Origin of the sequence: Streptomyces sp. NBC_00341 (assembly GCF_041435055.1) — a bacterium.
Lineage (GTDB): Bacteria > Actinomycetota > Actinomycetes > Streptomycetales > Streptomycetaceae > Streptomyces.
The window spans coordinates 4,884,306-4,901,982 of record NZ_CP108002.1 but is presented as its reverse complement, the minus strand read 5'-3'; the positions used below and the strand labels follow the sequence as shown (position 1 = coordinate 4,901,982).

18 protein-coding genes and 1 pseudogene are annotated in these 17,677 nt (G+C 73.0%); 7 read left to right on the top strand and 12 right to left on the bottom strand.

Annotated features, from left to right (window positions below):
* Positions 1-50: 50 nt before the first annotated feature.
* Positions 51-662: a DUF6000 family protein gene (locus OG892_RS21990; protein WP_371630048.1), complete on the bottom strand. Its 612-nt coding sequence runs from the start codon at positions 660-662 to the stop codon at positions 51-53.
* Between the two features lie 53 nt (positions 663-715).
* Positions 716-1,933, bottom strand: coding sequence for an MFS transporter (locus tag OG892_RS21985; RefSeq protein ID WP_371630047.1), 1,218 nt, complete (start codon positions 1,931-1,933; stop codon positions 716-718).
* A gap of 100 nt (positions 1,934-2,033) precedes the next feature.
* Here OG892_RS21985 and OG892_RS21980 point away from each other — a divergent pair, with 100 nt between their 5' ends.
* Entirely contained in the window at positions 2,034-2,663 is a 630-nt protein-coding gene (locus OG892_RS21980) for a winged helix-turn-helix transcriptional regulator (protein ID WP_371630046.1), read from the top strand.
* 21 nt (positions 2,664-2,684) lie between these two features.
* Here the strand turns inward: OG892_RS21980 and OG892_RS21975 are convergent, their stop codons facing one another.
* The 4 genes and pseudogenes from OG892_RS21975 to OG892_RS21960 all read right to left on the bottom strand — a co-directional run bounded on the left by OG892_RS21975 (position 2,685) and on the right by OG892_RS21960 (position 6,724).
* A complete protein-coding gene (locus tag OG892_RS21975) occupies positions 2,685-3,662 on the bottom strand; it encodes a nitronate monooxygenase (RefSeq protein WP_371630045.1) in 978 nt (325 codons plus the stop codon).
* A 137-nt stretch (positions 3,663-3,799) separates the two neighbouring features.
* Positions 3,800-3,907, bottom strand: a pseudogene (locus OG892_RS21970) (transcriptional regulator); the annotation flags it as partial.
* Positions 3,908-3,989: 82 nt separating this feature from the next.
* A complete protein-coding gene (locus tag OG892_RS21965; RefSeq protein ID WP_371630044.1) occupies positions 3,990-5,411 on the bottom strand; it encodes an MFS transporter in 1,422 nt (473 codons plus the stop codon).
* 197 nt (positions 5,412-5,608) lie between these two features.
* Complete coding sequence (locus tag OG892_RS21960; RefSeq protein WP_371630043.1) at positions 5,609-6,724, bottom strand: DUF4037 domain-containing protein; 1,116 nt, start codon at positions 6,722-6,724, stop codon at positions 5,609-5,611.
* A 122-nt stretch (positions 6,725-6,846) separates the two neighbouring features.
* On the opposite strand from OG892_RS21960, the gene OG892_RS21955 reads away from it, so the two are divergent.
* The 3 genes from OG892_RS21955 (at position 6,847) to OG892_RS21945 (ending at position 9,608) form a co-directional block, all read left to right on the top strand.
* Complete coding sequence (locus OG892_RS21955; protein WP_073733054.1) at positions 6,847-7,335, top strand: MarR family winged helix-turn-helix transcriptional regulator; 489 nt, start codon at positions 6,847-6,849, stop codon at positions 7,333-7,335.
* 131 nt (positions 7,336-7,466) lie between these two features.
* A complete protein-coding gene (locus tag OG892_RS21950) occupies positions 7,467-9,026 on the top strand; it encodes an MFS transporter (protein ID WP_371630042.1) in 1,560 nt (519 codons plus the stop codon).
* A gap of 63 nt (positions 9,027-9,089) precedes the next feature.
* Complete coding sequence (locus OG892_RS21945; protein WP_073733055.1) at positions 9,090-9,608, top strand: DUF2199 domain-containing protein; 519 nt, start codon at positions 9,090-9,092, stop codon at positions 9,606-9,608.
* On the opposite strand, the gene OG892_RS21940 is transcribed toward OG892_RS21945, so the two are convergent.
* Both OG892_RS21940 and OG892_RS21935 read right to left on the bottom strand, forming a co-directional pair.
* Positions 9,605-10,297 (bottom strand): TetR/AcrR family transcriptional regulator, encoded by a 693-nt coding sequence (locus tag OG892_RS21940; RefSeq protein WP_371630041.1) that lies wholly within the window; start codon positions 10,295-10,297, stop codon positions 9,605-9,607. The two genes, OG892_RS21945 and OG892_RS21940, sit on opposite strands and share 4 nt — an antisense overlap.
* 65 nt (positions 10,298-10,362) lie before the next feature.
* Positions 10,363-11,169 carry a TetR/AcrR family transcriptional regulator gene (locus tag OG892_RS21935; RefSeq protein ID WP_371630040.1) on the bottom strand — a complete coding sequence of 269 codons (807 nt, stop codon included), beginning with the start codon at positions 11,167-11,169 and terminating at the stop codon, positions 10,363-10,365.
* A 97-nt stretch (positions 11,170-11,266) separates the two neighbouring features.
* Between OG892_RS21935 and OG892_RS21930 the strand changes: the two genes are divergently transcribed.
* Complete coding sequence (locus tag OG892_RS21930; protein ID WP_079193164.1) at positions 11,267-12,310, top strand: ATP-binding cassette domain-containing protein; 1,044 nt, start codon at positions 11,267-11,269, stop codon at positions 12,308-12,310.
* A gap of 64 nt (positions 12,311-12,374) precedes the next feature.
* Complete coding sequence (locus tag OG892_RS21925) at positions 12,375-13,109, top strand: ABC transporter permease (RefSeq protein ID WP_079193184.1); 735 nt, start codon at positions 12,375-12,377, stop codon at positions 13,107-13,109.
* Between the two features lie 21 nt (positions 13,110-13,130).
* On the opposite strand, the gene OG892_RS21920 is transcribed toward OG892_RS21925, so the two are convergent.
* From OG892_RS21920 to OG892_RS21910, 3 genes are all read right to left on the bottom strand, one after another.
* Positions 13,131-14,384 (bottom strand): GNAT family N-acetyltransferase, encoded by a 1,254-nt coding sequence (locus OG892_RS21920; protein ID WP_328866078.1) that lies wholly within the window; start codon positions 14,382-14,384, stop codon positions 13,131-13,133.
* Positions 14,385-14,462: 78 nt separating this feature from the next.
* Positions 14,463-15,458, bottom strand: coding sequence for an asparaginase (locus OG892_RS21915; protein WP_371630039.1), 996 nt, complete (start codon positions 15,456-15,458; stop codon positions 14,463-14,465).
* Positions 15,459-15,504: 46 nt separating this feature from the next.
* Positions 15,505-16,128 (bottom strand): ABC transporter substrate-binding protein, encoded by a 624-nt coding sequence (locus OG892_RS21910; RefSeq protein WP_199884285.1) that lies wholly within the window; start codon positions 16,126-16,128, stop codon positions 15,505-15,507.
* Positions 16,129-16,242: 114 nt separating this feature from the next.
* Between OG892_RS21910 and dtd the strand changes: the two genes are divergently transcribed.
* Positions 16,243-16,692: a D-aminoacyl-tRNA deacylase gene (dtd, locus tag OG892_RS21905; RefSeq protein WP_371630038.1), complete on the top strand. Its 450-nt coding sequence runs from the start codon at positions 16,243-16,245 to the stop codon at positions 16,690-16,692.
* Between the two features lie 15 nt (positions 16,693-16,707).
* On the opposite strand, the gene OG892_RS21900 is transcribed toward dtd, so the two are convergent.
* Complete coding sequence (locus tag OG892_RS21900) at positions 16,708-17,676, bottom strand: folate-binding protein YgfZ (RefSeq protein WP_073733063.1); 969 nt, start codon at positions 17,674-17,676, stop codon at positions 16,708-16,710.
* Between the last annotated feature and the right edge of the window lies 1 nt (position 17,677).

Here is a 17,677-nt window from a genome sequence, read left to right as displayed (position 1 = left end):
ACCGGCTCGACCGGTGACACCGCCTTCCGGCGCGACCGTGGGGGCCGCAGTCATCGCAGTCCGGCGCATTCGTCGGCGAAGGCGCAGAGCCTGCGGATCAGGCTCAGGCAGGTGGCGGGGTCCGTGGTGGGCTGCACGTGGGTTGCGTCGCGGAGCCACTGGTGCCACAGGCCGTCCGGGACCAGGAACCGGGCGGCGTGGTCCTCCCCGAGGTCCAGGCCGATGAACACGAGGGCGCCCATGACCACGATCTGGTCGTAGCCGAGGTCCGGGCGGCGAAGGTAGCGGTCGAGGTAGGCGGCCAGTAGTTCGGCGTCGCGCGGTGTGCCGAAGCGGGCGAGGGCCACGCAGTACGCCGGCCCCACGCAGCAGACCTCGCTCTCCAGCAGGAGTTCTCCGAGGCGTTCACGGAACTCGGTACGGCGGGAGACCGCGATGAGCCAGGCAGCGGTCCTGCGCTCACGCCATCCTCCTTCCAGGAGCGTGCCGATCTCATGTGGGGTGACGAGTCCCGCGTCCTCCCCGAGAGCTCGCGCGAAGCGGCCGTACGCGGGATCCGGCATGGTCAGCACACCGCCGCCGAGCTTCAGGTAGCGGCGCTCCGGCGTGACGTAGCGGCGGACCAGGGCCCGCAGTTCGGTGTCCTCGTGAGCCTGTCGCATCACAGGATTCTGGCTCTCCGACACGCGATCGAGCCACCCCTTTACGAAGCGCCTTACCGAGCCACCCCTTTACCGAAGCGCCCTACCGAAGCGGAAGGGCGGGGGGACGCGCTCGTGCGGCGGGCGAGCGCCCATACGGCCAGTGCGGCGACGGCGTAGGCGGCGCCCAGCAGGCAGGAGGCCCGCCAGCCGGCGGCGGCGTACGCCCATGTCGTGGTGGTGGCGCCGAGGGCGGAGCCGAGCGAGTAGAAGGCCATGTAGGCGCCGATGACGCTGCTGGAGCGTTCCGGGTGCGCGGCCGTGAGGAGGTGCTGGTTGCTCACGTGCACCGCCTGGACGGCGAAGTCGAGGAGTACGACGCCCGTGATGAGCGGCCACAGGCCCGGGGACGTCCAGGCGGTGAGCGTCCAGGACACCGCCAGCAGCGCCAGCGACCAGCCGGTGACGGCGTGGGCGTGCCCCGCGTCGGCCCAGCTGCCCGCGCGTGCGGCGGCCACCGCGCCGATGAGGCCGGCCAGGCCGAACAGCCCGATGACCGTCGTACCGAAGTGCCACGGCGCGGCCCCCAGCGGCAGGGCCAGCCCGCTCCACAGGGTGCCGAAGGACGCGAACAGGAAGAACGCGATCAGCCCGCGGCCGAGGAGGAGCCGGTCGGTGGCGACGAGGCGTCCCGCGGTGGCCAGGACATCCCGGTAACGGGCCCGCGCGGGCCGGACGTCGGGGTGCAGGGTCAGGTGCGCGAACAGCGCGAGAGCGAGGCAGAGCACCGCGAGTACGGCGTAGACGGAACGCCATCCGAGGCTGTCCCCCAGTACGCCCGCCAGCAGCCGGACGCCGAGGATCCCGAGCACCACCCCCGAGGTGACCGTGCCGATGTTGCGGCCGCGCTCCCCCGGGGGCGAGGTGGCCGCGACGTAGGCGACCGTGATCTGCACGACCACCGCGAACAGGCCCGCGAGCGCCAGGCCTGCCCCGGCCGCCATCCCGCCGGGGGCGAGGGACGTGATCGCCGCTCCCGTTCCGGTGAGGATCAGATGCCCGACGATCAGCGTGCGCCGGTCGAGTACGTCCCCGAGGGGCACCAGCAGGACGAGCCCGGCGAAGTAGCCGAGCTGGCCGGCCGCGACCAGCCGTCCCAGCTCCGGTCCGGCCAGGCCGAGTTCGCCGCCAGCGGACTCCAGCACCGGCTGGATGGCGTAGATCGTGGACACCGCCACCGCGCACACCGCCGCCAGGACGAACCGTTGACCGCGTGTGATTGTCGACGGCATTCCCGCCACCCCTCGATTGGTTTCAATCTGCAACCGTTTGAGAGTAGGACACCGCCGCGCGAGGCACAATGGTTTCAATCTGAAACTCATAGGGGGCCCGATGACGGACGCGGTACCGACCGAGCAGGAGTGGACGGAGCAGAACCGGACCGAGCAGGAACGGACGGAGCGGAGCTGGACCGAGCAGGAACGGACGGAGCGGAGCTGGACCGAGCAGGAACGGACCGAGCGGAGCTGGACCGAGCAGGAACGGACCGAGCGGAGCTGGGCCGAGCAGGACTGGACCGATCCCGCGTGCCCGGTCGCGCGCACGGTCGATCTCGTGGGCGACCGCTGGAGCCTGCTCATCGTCCGGGACGCGATGGACGGCGCGGCGTCGTTCACCGACTTCCGCAACCGCCTCGGCGTCGCCCGCAACATCCTCAGCGACCGGCTCCGGAAGCTCACCGCGCACGGCATCCTGGCCACGAGCACCCCGCCCGGGGCCAAGCGCCACACCTACCGGCTGACCGAGTCCGGCCAGGAGCTGTTCACCGTCGTCGTCGCGCTCAGGCAGTGGGGTGAGCGGCACGCCTTCGCTCCCGGCGAGGACCACTCCGTCCTGGTCGACGACGGCGGGCGGGACGTGCCCCGCTTCCGCGTTCTGGACCGGAGCGGCCGGCCCGTCACCGCGGCGACGTCACGGGTGCGGAAGGTCGGGACACCGCATGTGCGGAAGGCCGGTGAGTGACACCGCCCGGCCGCTCACCGCTCACCGCCCCTCGTGCGCGCGGTGCCTCCCCGCCCGCTCCAGGGCGTCGGCCGCCTGGGCCGCCAGTGCGGCGACGAGACCGGCCGCGGGCGGCACGTCGGTGATGAGGTCGGCGCCCTCACCCGCCCATACCGGCACGGGCGGCACGACGCCGTCGGCCACGTCGTCCCGATAGCGCTGCCTGGCCCCGGGGTCCGCCGCGAGCTCCGCCTCCCGGTCCCGCCACCGGTCGAGGTAGGGGTGGCCGAGGGTGCGAGCCGTGTACTGCGCCGGCCACCGCGATCCCCGGGCGATGTCGAGAACGCGGCTGCGCTCCGTGTCCTGCCCGCTCCCCCGCACGATCGCCTCGGTGGCCGAGGGGTCGGCAAGGGCCTCCGCCGTGGCCTGGAACCGGGTGCCGATGAGCGCCCCCGCGGCGCCCAGGGCCAGGGCGGCGGCCACGCCCCGGCCGTCCGCGATCCCGCCGGCCGCCAGGACGGGTACCGGCCCCGCCAGGTCCACCACGACCGGCACGAACGGCAGGGTGGACCTCCCGTGCCGGGCACCGTGCCCACCGCTCTCGGTGCCCTGCGCCACGATGACGTCGGCGCCCAGGTCCACGGCCTGCCGGGCCTCCTGGACATCGGTGACCTGGATGATCAGCGTCGCACCCGCCGCACGGACGCGTCCCGCGAACGGACCCGGATCACCGAACGACAGCATCACCGCCCGGGGCCCGTGCTCCAGCACCCGCTCGACCGCGCCGATATCCGCCGCCCAGCTCAGGAAGCCGACGCCCCACGGCTCCGCCACGTCCGCCATGAGCGGCAGTTCGCGGGCCAGCCAGTCCGGGTCGCCCATTCCGGCGCCCAGCATGCCGAGCCCGCCGCCGCGTGAGACGGCCGCCGCCAGCGCGCCCCCGGCCGATCCGCCCATCGGCGCCAGCACGATCGGGTGCCGTACACCGAGCAACTCCGTGAACACAGTCGACAGTTCCATCCCGCCAGCATCGCCCGTACCCACCTTTTTGTGGGTACTTGGCAGCCGAACCCGCCGGGGCGAACCTGGATACGGGAGACGGCAGGGCAACCCGCTCGGCAGGAAGCGCGGTTCGGGAAAGGAGGAGGTGAGCCCGGTCAGGACGCCGGGGCGGATTCGGCCAGCCGGTCCAGGCGGCGGTGTCCCCAGTCGGACAGCGGCGCCAGCGCCTCGGAGAGTTCCCGCCCGAACGGGGTCAGCGAATAGCGAGAGCTACATCGCGGAACTCCTCGGCCGGGCCTGAGGCGCGGAGTCGGGGCCGGGCCCACGGGCGGGGGCCCGGCCGGCTCAGCCGTTGCCGTTGCCGCTGTTGGCGCGGGCGCGGACCGCGAGGGCCGCCGCCAGGGTGCTCGGTACGAGCAGCAGGCCGAAGGCGGCGGCGTACCCGGCCAGGTCGGCGGAGCCGATGCCCAGGAAGAGGTTGAACAGGGCGGAGGACGCCCCCATGACCGCCATCTGCCCCAGGTTCTGGCTGGTCTGCATCGCGCTGCTCGCGTACCCCTGCCGGCCCGGCGGGCTGTGGTTGAGCGAGAGCAGGGTGAGGGACGGGGCGACCATGCCCATGCCGATGGCCGCGAACACCATGGCCCCGGCGGCGGTGAGCGCGGGCGTCCCGGGAAGCGTCCCGACCGCCGCGATCACGACCGCCGCGCCCATCACCAGCGAACCGGCGGAGACCATGCGGTGCCGGGAAACCCGCCCCTGGAGCCGTCCCTGCAGCCAGGAGGCGCCCGCCCACGCGATGGCGGCGCCGGTGAACGCCAGCCCCGTCAGCACCGGCGGCACATGCCGGGCGGTGTCCAGCAGCAGCGGCACGAAGGCCTCCAGGGTGAAGTACGCCCCCGACGTCAGACCGCGCAGCAGCACGGCGGCGGGCAGCCCGCGCGCGGCACGCCAGGTGCCCGGCGGCAGCAGCCGGGGTGTGAAGACCACCAGCAGCGCCATACCCGCCACCCCGAACAGCAAGTGGCGCACATCCCAGCCCGAGACGGCGTACTGCCCCAGCGCCGCGCCCACGCTCACCGCGGCGGCGACCAGCAGCGCGGGGCGCGGCACCCGGTCCGCCGACGCCTCGGGCACCCGGTCCGTGGGCGCCGCCCGCAAGGAGCGGCTGCGCAGCAGGAACACCACGGCCAGCGACGGGATCACGGTCAGGACGGCGAGGCCGTAGAACACCACCCGCCAGGACCACCGGTCGGCCACCAGCCCGGCCAGCGGCGGACCGGTCAGCGACGGGATGATCCAGCAGGTACTCATCAACGCCAGGGCGCGCGCCCGCAACCGGTCCGGGTAGGCGTGGGCGATGGCGGTGTTGATGGCCACCGCGATCATCCCGGCCGCCACCCCGTCCAGGAAGCGCCCGGCCGCCAGTTGCCAGATGGTGGTGCTGGACGCCGACACCACCAGGGTGACCACCGCCAGCACCACACCGGCCGCCAGCGGGCCCGCCGGCCCGGCCCGGTCCGCCCAGTCGCCGCCCAGCACCCCGCCGAGCAGGCTCGCGGCGACGAAACAGCCCGCGACCAGGGGGTAGAGGTGGACCCCGTCCAGCTCCCTGGCAGCCGCCGGGAGGGTGGGCACCACGGCGAGCGCGGCGAACCCGGTCAGGAACATCACGGCGGCGAAACTGACGGTCGCGGCCGCGTACGTCCGGGAGAACAGGCGCTCCTCGACGACGGCCCCCGGCTTCACCGGAGCCCGCTCTGTCATCGGTCTCCGTCCGTCACTGGGAAGGCAGTTGACCGGGTGCGGAGCACATGTATCAACCCGTCGCGCGGCGCTTTGGGATCATGGGTCACAGGCGCCAAAGCTATGTGCGCGACGCCACGGGCTGCCACTCCTTTTCGTGCCGCCCGGGGCGAGGGGGCGAACACCTTTCCTGCCGCCCGGGGCGACGGGCCGCGCCTTCACCCGCGGGCCGCAGCAGCCTCCGCCGCCCGGAGCGCGTCCCCGTCCGCCCCCGTCAACAGGTCGGCGCTGTCCGCCCATTGGTCCACGGACCCGGTCAGCGGCCGGTCGCGCAGCTCCGGGTCCGTGACCGAGGCGGCGAGCGGACGGGCGAAGCGTTCGGCGTGCAGGACGAGGAACGGCCTGCCGTGGTACGGGCGCGGGGACGGGTCCACCGGGTCGATGAGGCCGCTCTCGTTCTGGCGGACCGCGACGGCCCGGTAGGCGTCGCAGAGGTGCCGTTCCCGTTCCGGGTGGCCGGTCGCCGCCAGTGCGCCGCGCAGGGCCGGCAATAGCGCTTCGGCCGCGGCCAGTTGGGCGAAGGCGCTGCCGAGCCATTTGCTGTACGGCGCGTACCGCCGCTCCAGGAGCAGGCTGAGGCGCATGAGGTCGCGCACCTGCCTGGCCGCGACCACGGCGGAGCCGAGTTCGTCACCGACCTCTGCGCAGCGCCCGACGAAGGCCTCCTCCTGGGAGATCCGCTGCCACTGGCAGGCGAGCAGGTAGCGCCAGACCTGTTCGGGGTACCGGGCCAGCCGCCGCCGTGCGGCGGTGAGGAGTCCGGGGCCGTCGTGGAACACCGCGCCGCCGGTGATCCCGGCGAGCCGCTGCTGGGGCATCGCGAGCCAGTCCCGTACGGACGGTTCGGCGGCCGACGCGTCGAAGCCGGCCTCCCGGGTCAGCCAGCCGCCGGGGTCGTGCACGGCCACGCGGTGGTTGACCGGCCCGTCGGTCGCCGCCATGTGCCCGACCGGGTCGAGCGGATCGTCGGCGGGGCGGAAGTGGGTGGGCCAGCCGCGGATCTCCTTGGGCAGCCGGTCCGCCAGGAGCCGCCCGATCGCTTCGCCGTGTGCCGCGACGTCGTCCGCCGCGAGGAAGAGGTCCAGCCGCGGGCCCCAGTCGTGGTCGGCAGAGCGGGCCGTGTCGAAGCCGAGCACCTCGGAGCCCGGACCGATCCGCGCGGCGGCGTACGGCAGTCCGGGGAAGGCGGCGTCCAGGACCGGCCGTACCGCCTCCTCGTAAAGGATCCGGGAGAGCTCCAGACCGGGCAGGAAGGCGGCTTCGGTGGGCGTCATACGGACACTCTGCGGGGGCGGAAACGGATCGGCCAGCGAAATTGCCCCGGGCAGAGCGGACCCCGCAGGGACAGTCCGGTTGCGGACAATCCGCCACAGACCGAATTGTTACCCTGGCAGACATGACCGCCATGGCGCCCACGCGCACCGCACCGGACCTCTCGTACCTCCTGGACCACACCAGTCACGTGTTGCGGACCCAGATGTCGGCGGCGCTCGCCGAGATCGGGCTCACGGCGCGGATGCACTGCGTCCTGGTCCACGCCCTGGAGGAGGAGCGCACACAGATCCAGCTCGCCGAGATCGGCGACATGGACAAGACCACGATGGTGGTGACGGTGGACGCCCTGGAGGGCGCGGGCCTCGCCGAGCGCCGGCCCTCCAGCCGGGACCGCCGGGCGCGGATCATCGCCGTCACCGAGAAGGGCGCGGCGCTCGCCGGGCGGAGCCAGGAGATCGTGGACCGGGTGCACCGGGACGCCCTGGCCGGACTGGACCGCGGCGACCGGGAGACGCTGCTGCGCGCCCTGGAGCAGCTGACGGGCGACCGCCTCGCCACCCCGGCCGAGACCCCCGCGACGGCCCGCCGGGCCCGCCAGAGCCAGAAGTAACCCGACCCACCCCCACTCCGTGAGTTCCACGGAGCCCACGGTATCCACGAAAAACAGAACCGAAAGAAATAGTCTGCAACAAAACCATCTGTTAGCGTCTCTCTTGTCGACCCGACCGACAGGAGAGTCCGATGTCCGCGCCTTCGCCTGCCCACACGCCCGCCACCGCTTCCACCGCTCCCACCACCCCACCGGCCACCACCCGTTCGCGCGGGCTCGCCCTCGGCGTGATCGCCACGGGCCTGCTGATGACCGTGCTCGACGGCTCGATCGTGACCGTGGCCATGCCCGCCATCCAGAACGACCTCGGGTTCTCACCCGCGAGCCTCAGCTGGGTCGTGAACGCCTACCTGATCGCCTTCGGCGGCCTGTTGCTGCTCGCCGGCCGGCTCGGTGACCTCATCGGCCGCAGGCGGATGTTCCTGACCGGCACCGCCGTCTTCACCGCCTCCTCGGTACTGGCGGGCGCGGCCGGCTCCCCCGCGCTGCTGATCACCGCCCGCTTCCTCCAGGGCGCGGGCAGTGCCATGGCCTCCGCGGTCGGCCTGGGCATCCTCGTCACGCTGTTCACCGAGAGCCGTGAACGCACCAGGGCCATCGCGGTGTTCAGCTTCACCGGAGCGGCGGGCGCGTCGATCGGCCAGGTGCTCGGCGGGGTCCTCACCGACGCCGTCGGCTGGCACTGGATCTTCCTCATCAACCTGCCGATCGGGGTCGCGACGCTCCTCGTCGCGGTGCGCGTCCTGCCCGCAGACCGCGGACCCGGCCTCCGCGCCGGGGCCGACGTCATCGGTGCCGCCCTCGTCACCTCCGGGGTGATGCTGGGCATCTACTCGGTCGTCGAGGTCGGGACGTACGGGTGGCTGTCGGCGCACACGCTCGGCCTCGGCGCACTCGCCCTGGCGCTGCTCGCCGCGTTCGTCGTCCGCCAGGCCACGGCCAGGACGCCGCTGCTGCCGCTGCGCGTCCTGCGGTCGCGGAGCGTCTCGGGCGCCAATCTGGTCCAGATGCTCATGGTGGCCGCGCTGTTCTCGTTCCAGATCCTGGTCGCGCTGTACCTCCAGCGGGTGCTCGGCCACGGCGCCGCCGCCACCGGTCTCGCCATGCTGCCCGCCGCCGCCGTCATCGGAGCCGTGTCACTCGGCGCCTCGGCCCGGCTGAGCGCGCGGTTCGGTGAGCGCAACGTCCTGCTCCTGGGGCTCGCCCTGCTGATCGCCCTGCTCGGCCTCCTCACCCGGCTCCCCGCCCACGGGCACTACGCCACCGACCTGCTTCCGCTGATGTTCCTCGCCGCGGGCTTCGGCCTCGCCCTCCCGGCGCTCACCGCGCTCGGCATGTCGGGGGCGGGCGAGGAGGACGCCGGGCTCGTGTCGGGGCTGTTCAACACCACCCAGCAGATCGGCATGGCGACGGGCGTCGCCGTCCTCTCCACCCTGGCGGCCTCCCGCACCGACACACTGCTCTCCGAGGGCAGCAGCCGGGCCGAGGCGCTGACCGGCGGCTACCACCTGGCGTTCGCGGTCGGCGGCGGGCTCCTCACGGCCGCCTTCGTCGTCGCGCTCACGGTCCTCGGGCGCACGCGGCCCGGCGCTCCCACCGACCCCGGCGCTCCCACCCACTCCGGCTCCGGCCGGCCGGAGCACGAGGCGGCTCACCGAACCGGGGCCGCCGACGCGGTCCGATCCGCATAGCCGTCGGCGGGCACCGGACAGCGAGGAGGCTCCGATGCCCCTTCCGGCCATAGGATCCCGCCCATGGCACCCGACCCCGGCTACACCTGCTCCCGCTGCGGCGGACACCACTCGGAACTCCCGATGGGGTACTCGACCATGGCACCCGACGTCTGGGACGCGAGCCTGGAGAGCGATCCCGACAGCATGCTCTCGACGGACCAGTGCATCGTCAGACACGAGCACTACTTCATCAAGGGCCTGATCGAGATACCCGTGGCGGGCAGCCGGGAACCTTTCTCCTGGGGCGTCTGGGTGTCACTGAGCCGGGAGAACTTCGGCCGCGCCCTCGACGTGTGGGAGACCCCGGGCCGGGAGTCCGAGAAGCCGTACTTCGGCTGGCTGACCACCGAGTTGGGGCTCTACTCCCCCCGTACGACCAACCTCAGGACCAACGCCCACACCCGCGAGATCGGCCGGCGCCCGCTCATCGAACTGGAGCCCACCGACCATCCGCTGGCGGTGGAGCAGCGCAACGGAATCACGTTCGACCGGGTACGGGAGATAGCCGAAGCGGTCCAGCACGCCGGGGACAACGGCTAACGCATGCCCGGTCCCAGCCCCGACCGCAGCTGTACGAATCCCAGCTCCGCCGCCTCCACCGCGTCCGCGTACACCTCGTCCGCGCTCTGCCCCGCGCTGATCCGGCGCCAGTTGTCCAGGGCCAGGATGCGCAGGACCGCGATGATCTGGCCCGCCGCCAGCCGGTCCGGCCCGCCGTCCCCCAGGGCGCGGGCGAGGGCCGCCTCCGAGCGGCCCTGGTACGCGTAGAGCCTGGCCACCAGGGACGGAGTCCCGTACAGCAGCCGGTGGAACGCCAGCACCTCGGGCACGTCGCACAGGCCGGTGACCGGATCGCGTCGCTCCAGGCCCTCCAGGAAGTGGCGCCGCAGCGCGTCGAGCGGGGATTCGCCGTCCGCGCGGGCGGCGACCACCCGGGCCGACTCGTCCTCGTGATCGGCGAACCGGTGCAGGGCCAGGTCCTCCTTGGACGGGAAGTACCGGAAGAGCGTCGGCTTGGAGATGTCCGCGGCGGCCGCGACCTCCGCCACCGAGACCTTGTCGAAGCCGCGCTCCATGAACATGGCGATCGCGGCGTCGGACACGGCCTGGTACGTCAGCTGCTTCTTCCGCTCGCGCAGGCTCATCGGCGCGTTCGGCACGTTCGGCCCACGGGGCGCGTCCTCGTCCGCCACCGCGCCGGACCTGGGCTTCTCTCCGCTCATGACCATGCAGCGTACGCCCTTGACCTCAACCGGACTTGACGTCCACCCCCACCGGTCCCGCTGCCTGCCCCCTACAGGTCCCCGTCGCAGACCCCCTCCGCAGCCGCGTCCCGCTCCCGCCGGCGGATCAGCGCCTCGATCCCGTCCAGCACCCGTTCGATGCCGAACCGGAATTCGTAGTCGGGCTCGTCCGGGACCCACATCACGTCGGTGGCCATCAGCCGGGAGAGCGCGGGGTGGCGTTCGGGGTCGACGAGCCGGGTCAGCGTGCGGGCGTAGCCCTCCATGACCTCCTGCGCCGGTACGCCGCGGGCCTCGACGGCGGCGTCCAGATCGCCCATCAGCAGCGCCTCGTTCCGCACGAAGCCGCTGACCAGAAGGATGACGGAGACGGCGTCGCCCGGCCCCAGACCGCTGCCTTCGAGGGCCTGGAGGCCCAGCTCCCACCAGGCGACGGAGTGCGGGCTCGCGGGCGGTCCGGCGATGGGGATGCGGAGCATCCAGAGGTTGCGGTGGTAGACGCCGCGCTGAGCCCAGGCCCACTGCGAGAGCGCCGCCCGCCAGCCGGCCCCTTCCTCAAGGGCGGGCAGCGGGGGCGGCGGGCCCATGGCCGCCTCCTGCATCAGTACGTAGAGCTCGTCCTTGGCGGCCACGTACCGGTAGAGGGACATCGTCGAGGCGCCCAGGTCCTTGGCGACCCGCCCCATGGACACCCCGCCGAGCCCCTCGGACGCCGCCACCGCCACCGCCGCGTCCACGATGCGCTCCAGGCTCAGCCCCGGCTTGGGCCCCTTCACCGGGCGCGCCCGCAGCCCCCAGGCGGCCTCGATGCTGGCCGGCAGGCCCGTACCGCCCGGCGAACCGTTCTCTTCCGTCACCTGAAACCGCCTTCCCTTGACGGCCATCCTAGTTATGCGTAACCCTTACACAGTAACGCGTACGTCATACGCAGAGAGTGCACGGAGAGGCACACCCATGCCACCAACCACACGCACACCACCAGCCCCGGCCGCCATGATCGAGGCCCACGGCCTGACGAAGTCGTACGGAACATGCGCACCGCCCGTCCTGGACGGCATCGACCTGCGCGTCGAGCGCGCCACCGTCTTCGCGCTCCTCGGCCCGAACGGTGCGGGCAAGACCACCGCCGTACGCATCCTGGCCACGCTCACCACCGCCGACAGCGGCACGGCCCGCGTCGCCGGGTACGACGTCGTGGCCGAGCGCGGCCGGGTCCGCCGCGCGATCAGCCTCACCGGGCAGAACGCCGCCGTCGACGAGACGCAGACCGGCGAGGAGAACCTGCGCATGATGGCCAGGCTCACCGGCCGCTCCCGGGCGGACGCGCGCCACCGGGCCGCCGAGCTCCTCGAACGCTTCGACCTCACCGCAGCGGCCCGCCGCACCGTCCGCACGTACTCCGGCGGCATGCGGCGCAGGCTCGACCTGGCAGCCGGCCTGGTCGGCAGCCCGCAGCCGGAGGTCTTCTTCCTGGACGAGCCGACGACCGGCCTCGACCCGCGCAGCCGCCAGGAGCTCTGGCAGGTGGTCCGCGAACTCGCCGCCGAGGGCGCCACGGTGCTGCTCACCACCCAGTACCTGGAGGAGGCCGACCGGCTGGCCGACCGGATCGCCGTCCTGGACCGGGGCCGGAAGGTCGCCGAGGGCACGGCGGACTCGCTGAAGTCACGCGTCGGCGGACACCGCCTCGACCTGGTCATGGCCGACCGCACGAGCTACCTCCGGCTCACCCACCGCGCCGTGCACCACTCCCCCGCGACCCTCACCCTCGGGCTCCCCACGGACGGCTCGGCGGCCCAGGTGCGGGCACTGCTCGACGAGATCGACCCGGACCGCACGGAGGTCGAGCGGTTCACCGTGCACAGCACCACGCTCGACGACGTCTTCCTGGCCCTGACCGCGACGGACCCGAAGACGGACATGAAATCCGCGACGGCCCCGGAGACGGGCCCGAAGACCGCGACGGACCCGAAGGAGGCACCGCCCACCCATGTCTGAAACCGTCACCACCACCACCGCCCCGCCACACGAGCCCCTGGCCTCACTCAGCCGCGCCGGCACGATGGCCGCCCGTTCGCTGCGCATCAGCCGGCGCAACACAGACGCCCTGGTCACCTCACTGATGCTGCCGGTCATGCTGATGCTGATCTTCGTCTACTTCTTCGGCGGCGCGATCGACACCGGGATCCCGCACACCGAGTACGTCACCTACGTCGTCCCCGGCGTGCTGCTGCTGTGCGCCGGATTCGGCGCCGCCACCACCGCGGTGGCCGTCAGCGAGGACATGAAGGGCGGCATCATCGACCGCTTCCGCACCCTCGACATCAGCGGTGCGGCGATCCTGGCCGGCCACGTCGCCGCGAGCACGGTCCGCAACCTGGTCTCCACCGCCCTGGTCCTGGGCATCGCCCTCCTGATCGGCTTCCGCCCCACCGCCACCGCCACCGGCTGGCTCCTCGCCCTCGCCGTCCTGATCGCCTACCTCGTCGCCCTGTCCTGGCTCTCGGCCGCGATCGGCCTGCTCGCCAGAACCCCGGAGGCGGCCGGCGGATTCACCTTCCTGATGCTGTTCCTGCCCTACCCGAGCAGCGCCTTCGTCCCGGTCGACTCGATGCCGACCTGGCTCCACGGCTTCGCCGAACACCAGCCGGTCACCCCGGCCATCGAAGCCCTCCGCGGCCTCCTGCTGGACCAGCCGGTGGGCAACTCCCCCTGGATCGCGCTGACCTGGGCCGCAGGCATCCTGCTGACGGCGATGGCCCTGTCGGGCGCGCTGTTCAGGACGCGGACGCGGTGACCCACGAAACCAGGACGGGCACTAGAACACATCCGGGCACCAGGCCCGCCGTCCCGCCCGGAAGACCACGTCCGCCAGCGCCGCCGCGCCCGGGGTCAGTTCCTCGATCCGGTCCAGGGCCGCCAGCCGCAGGGCCGACTCGTCGCCCAGGTAGAGCGTCCCCAACTCCCGCACGTCCAGCGCAAGATCCGCCGTGCGCGTCGTCGGGGTGCACGTGGCGCCGTCCGGCGAGGCGTCCAGGTGGAAGCGGCCGGCGGTGAGGCCGGTGGCGTCGTGGAGGTCCAGGACCAGGGAGCCGGGGACCGCGTAGGTACGGGCCTCCAGCGCGCGTACGACGTCCAGGAGGCGCACCCAGAGGAAGTCCGCGTGCGTCACCACACGGGCCGCGCGGGGGTCCGGGAGGAGCAGCGGGAGGAGGTCGTCGGGGGCGCGGTTGCCGGTGCGGATCGTGGTGACCCAGTCGACCGAGCAGAGGAAGTGCCACAGCGCCCGCTCCGCCGCCGGGGTCGTCGCGATCATGCTGCGCACCGTCGCCCGGTTCTGCGGCTGCTTGGCATCGCCCCAGTGGTCGTCGGCGCGGTAGACGAGGAGGCCGTCCACGGTGCCTTCGGCGTCACGGTGGACGGCGTAGAACGGCTCGGTCCAGGGGTTGTTCGGGAAGACCACCTCGCCCGTCGCCAGGTCCCACCAGCGGTCGTTGCGGCTCACCGCGCCGTGCTGCCCGGCCCGCAGCCGGTCGTGGAGGGCCGGGCCCAGCTTGCGCACCTCCGGCGCGTCCACCAGGTCGATCCGGCCGCCGTCCGCGGCCGACGTGCCGGACAGCCGGGGGTCGAGGCCCGCCCGGGGTATGTCGATCTCCCACTCGGTGGTCCAGGCCGCGGGGCCGAAGCCGTACCGCCCGTAGATCGGGTACTCGGCGGCGATCAGGGTCGCGGCCACGTCGCCGCGTTCCCTGGCCGCCGCCAGGTCCTTCGCCATCAGCCGGGTGAGCAGCCCGCGGCGGCGGTGGGTGGGCGTCACGGTGACGTTGGTGATCGCATCGGTGGGCACCGTCGCGCCGCCGACGACCGTCAGCTCCTGCGCGAACGAACGGAACGTCGCCACGCACCGCCCGGCGTCGAACGCCCCCTGGACGCGGGCCAGATCCATATGGGGCAGCCTCCCGGCCACCTCCTCGTCCGAGGGGGTCGGCGCGCGCAGGAATCCGGTGTTCAAGGCGCGCAGCCAGTCGGCGAACTCGGACTCGGTGACGGTACGGGCCTCAAGGCTGTTCATACGCTCCACGCTAGACACGGCCGTTGCGGATGTCGCCCGCATTTCCCGGTGTGCGGGACGGGGCGGGCCCGGGGTGGGTCAGAACGCCGCCCGGATCTCCCCCACTTCCGCGGCGCCGCCCAGCAGCGGTGCCCGGCCGATCCGCGACACCACCGGGGCGTCCACCCCGAGCAGGCCGAGCGCGCGGGCCAGCACCGGGCCCAGTGCCCGGGTCGAGCCGTCGTCGATCTTGAAGGCCAGCGCCCTGCCGTCCGCGAGGGCCACCGCTTGGACCGCCTCCGCGCCCATCTTGGACAGCGTGCCGGGCAGCTCGCGCATCAGCCAGGTGTCGGGGCGGCGGGTGCCCGCCACGTACTCCGGGTGCGCCCGCATCGCGTCCGCCACCCGGCGCTCCGCCGTACCCGGTGCCGCCGTGACGAACGTACGGAACGCCCGCGCGAGGCCCACCAGCGAGATCGCCATCAGCGGCGCCCCGCAGCCGTCCGTACCGACCGAGGCGACCGGTTCGCCCGCCGCCTCCTCGACCACCTGGAGCACGAGCTGCTGGAGCGGGTGCGCCGGGTCGAGGTAGCTGGCCGGGTCCCAGCCGTTGCGCAGGCACACCGCGAGCATCGCCGCGTGCTTGCCCGAGCAGTTCATGGTGATCCGCTCCCGGACATGGCCCGCGGCGAGGTACGCCTCCGCCTCGACCGGGTCCAGCGGCAGGTCCGGCGGGGTCTGGAGGTCGTCGGGCGTCAGCCCGTGCTCGGTGAGCATCGTGCGTACGAGAGCGAGGTGGAAGCCCTCGCCCGAGTGGCTCGCGGCGGCCAGCGCCAGCCGCTCCCCCGACAGGTCGAGCCCGGCCCGCAGCACCGCCGCGGCCTGCATCGGCTTGTTCGAGGAGCGCGGGAAGACCGGCGCCGCCGGATCGCCCAGGGTCAGCTCGACGCTGCCGTCGGCGGCCAGGACGACCAGGGATCCGCGATGGTGGCCCTCGATGAAACCGGACCGCACGATCTCGGCGAGCACCGGTGGTGCGGGTACCGGCCCGGGTATGACGTCGGAACGGTCGGACGGGGCTGCGCTGGAGGTCATGACGGCCTTCCGGGGACGGGCGGGACCCGCCCCCGGAGGGGTTGCCTCAGGCGAGCAGGTCGTCTACTTGTGCTTCCCCGTCACGGTACCTGCGGGCGATCTCCGCGCTGCAGTCGTCCGCGGTGCGCTGGAGCCGGTGGCGGCGCCGGGACACCTGCTGCTCGTAGCGGACCAGGCGGCCCATCGCGGTGTGCAGCTCTTCGTCCGTACGGGCGTCGAGGTCGGACAGCTCGACCTCCGCGAGCGTCTCCGCCGCCAGCTGCCGGTACTCGTCGCTGCGCGGGGTGCTCAGCGTGACGTGCCGGGCCGAGGAGCGGTGCAGCGACGGGGCGTCCGCGAGGATCTCCGAGAGCCGGTCCACCACCGGCGACTCGGGGTCCCGCCGCCGGGCCAGCTCGGCCCGCAGGATGTCCACGCGCCCCTGGACCAGCCGCCGCACATAGCTCAGGTCGGCCTCGTCGCTCTGCGAGTCGCGGCGCAGCGTGCGCAGCTCCGGCAGTCGCAGGGCGCCCAGCTCCGGCGGAGGCGCGGCCGGACCGTCGTCGGAGGCCTGCCCGGTCCGCTGCACAGGTGGGCGCATGGTGCTCGTGCTCGTACCCGCACTGCTGTTGACGCCGGCACGCGTGACCGGCACGGTACCCGGGGACTGCCCGGTTCCATGGGTGCTCATGCTTGTCCATCCCCTCGACCGGTGCGTCGGCGCACCGCCTCCGTGCATCGTGCCACTCCGAGGGTGCCGGTGGAGGTGCTCTGTACCCGTTCAGCCCAAGATAGGTTGGTCTGTATGCGTGCAGTGATACAGAGGGTGGACGGTGCGACCGTCACAGTGGCCGACGGCGACGGCGAGGGCAGCGGCCCCGCGGTGGTCGGTGAAATCATCGGCGAGGGCCTGTGTGTGCTGGTCGGGGTCACTCACGGGGACACCACGGAGAAGGCGGCGCAGCTCGCCCGGAAGCTCTGGTCGGTCCGCATCCTGGAGGGCGAGAAGTCCTGCTCCGATGTGAATGCGCCGCTTCTGGTGATTTCGCAGTTCACTCTCTACGGGGACGCCCGCAAGGGCCGCCGGCCCACCTGGAACGCCGCCGCGCCCGGCGAGGTCGCGGAGCCCCTGGTCGACGAGGTCGTGGCGCAGCTGCGGGCGCTGGGCGCGCACGTGGAGACGGGCCGGTTCGGGGCGGACATGCGCGTCTCGCTCACGAACCACGGCCCGTTCACCCTCGTCGTCGACGTCTGAGCCGGGCGGGACCCGCTACGGCTCGACGACCGTCTCCTGGGCCGCCGCCGTGTTCTCCCCCGCCAGCAGTTCCGCGTCCACCGGCACGTTCCGCTTCACCAGGGCCAGGGCGATCGGCCCCAGCTCGTGGTGGCGGGCGGAGCTGGTGATGAAGCCGAGCTGACGGCCCTCGGAGCCGTCGGAGGCGAGCCGGACCGGGGTGCCGTGCCCGGGGAGCAGCACCTCGCTGCCGTCCAGGTGCAGGAAGACCAGACGGCGGGGCGGCTTGCCCAGGTTCGCTACCCGGGCCACGGTCTCCTGGCCCCGGTAGCAGCCCTTCTGGAGGTGGACGGCGCTGCCGATCAGCCCCAGCTCGTGCGGGATGGTGCGGTGGTCGGTCTCGAAACCGAGGCGCGGGCGGTGGCCCTCGACGCGCAGCGCCTCGTAGGCCAGCACCCCGGCGGCCGGGCCGTGCTCCGCCGCGTACGCCTCCAGAGCGGCACGGGGCAGGAACAGGTCGCGGCCGTACGGCGTCTCGCGTACGGCGCCGCCCTCCGGCGCCGGGGCGATGGACCCGGCCGGCAGGTACACGACCGCGAAGTCCTCCGTACGGTCGGCGACTTCGACGCGGTAGAAGAACTTCATCGACTCCAGATAAGCGATCAGCTCGCCCTGGGTGCCCGGCTCGACGTGCATCCACACGGTCTCGCCGTCGTCGACGAGGTACATGGCGTGCTCGATGTGCCCGTTCGCCGTGAGGATCAGGGAATCGGTGGCCTGGCCGGGCGCGAGGTCGGTGACGTGCTGGGTGATCAGCAGGTGCAGCCAGGCCAGCCGGTCGCTCCCGGTGACGGTGACCACGCCCCGGTGCGAGAGATCGACGAGGCCGGAGCCGTCGGCGAGGGCGCGCTGCTCGCGGAACAGATCACCGTAGTGCGCGGCGACACCTTCGTCGCAGCCCTCGGCGGGGACGGCACCGGGCAGGGACAGCAGGGGGCTCTTCATG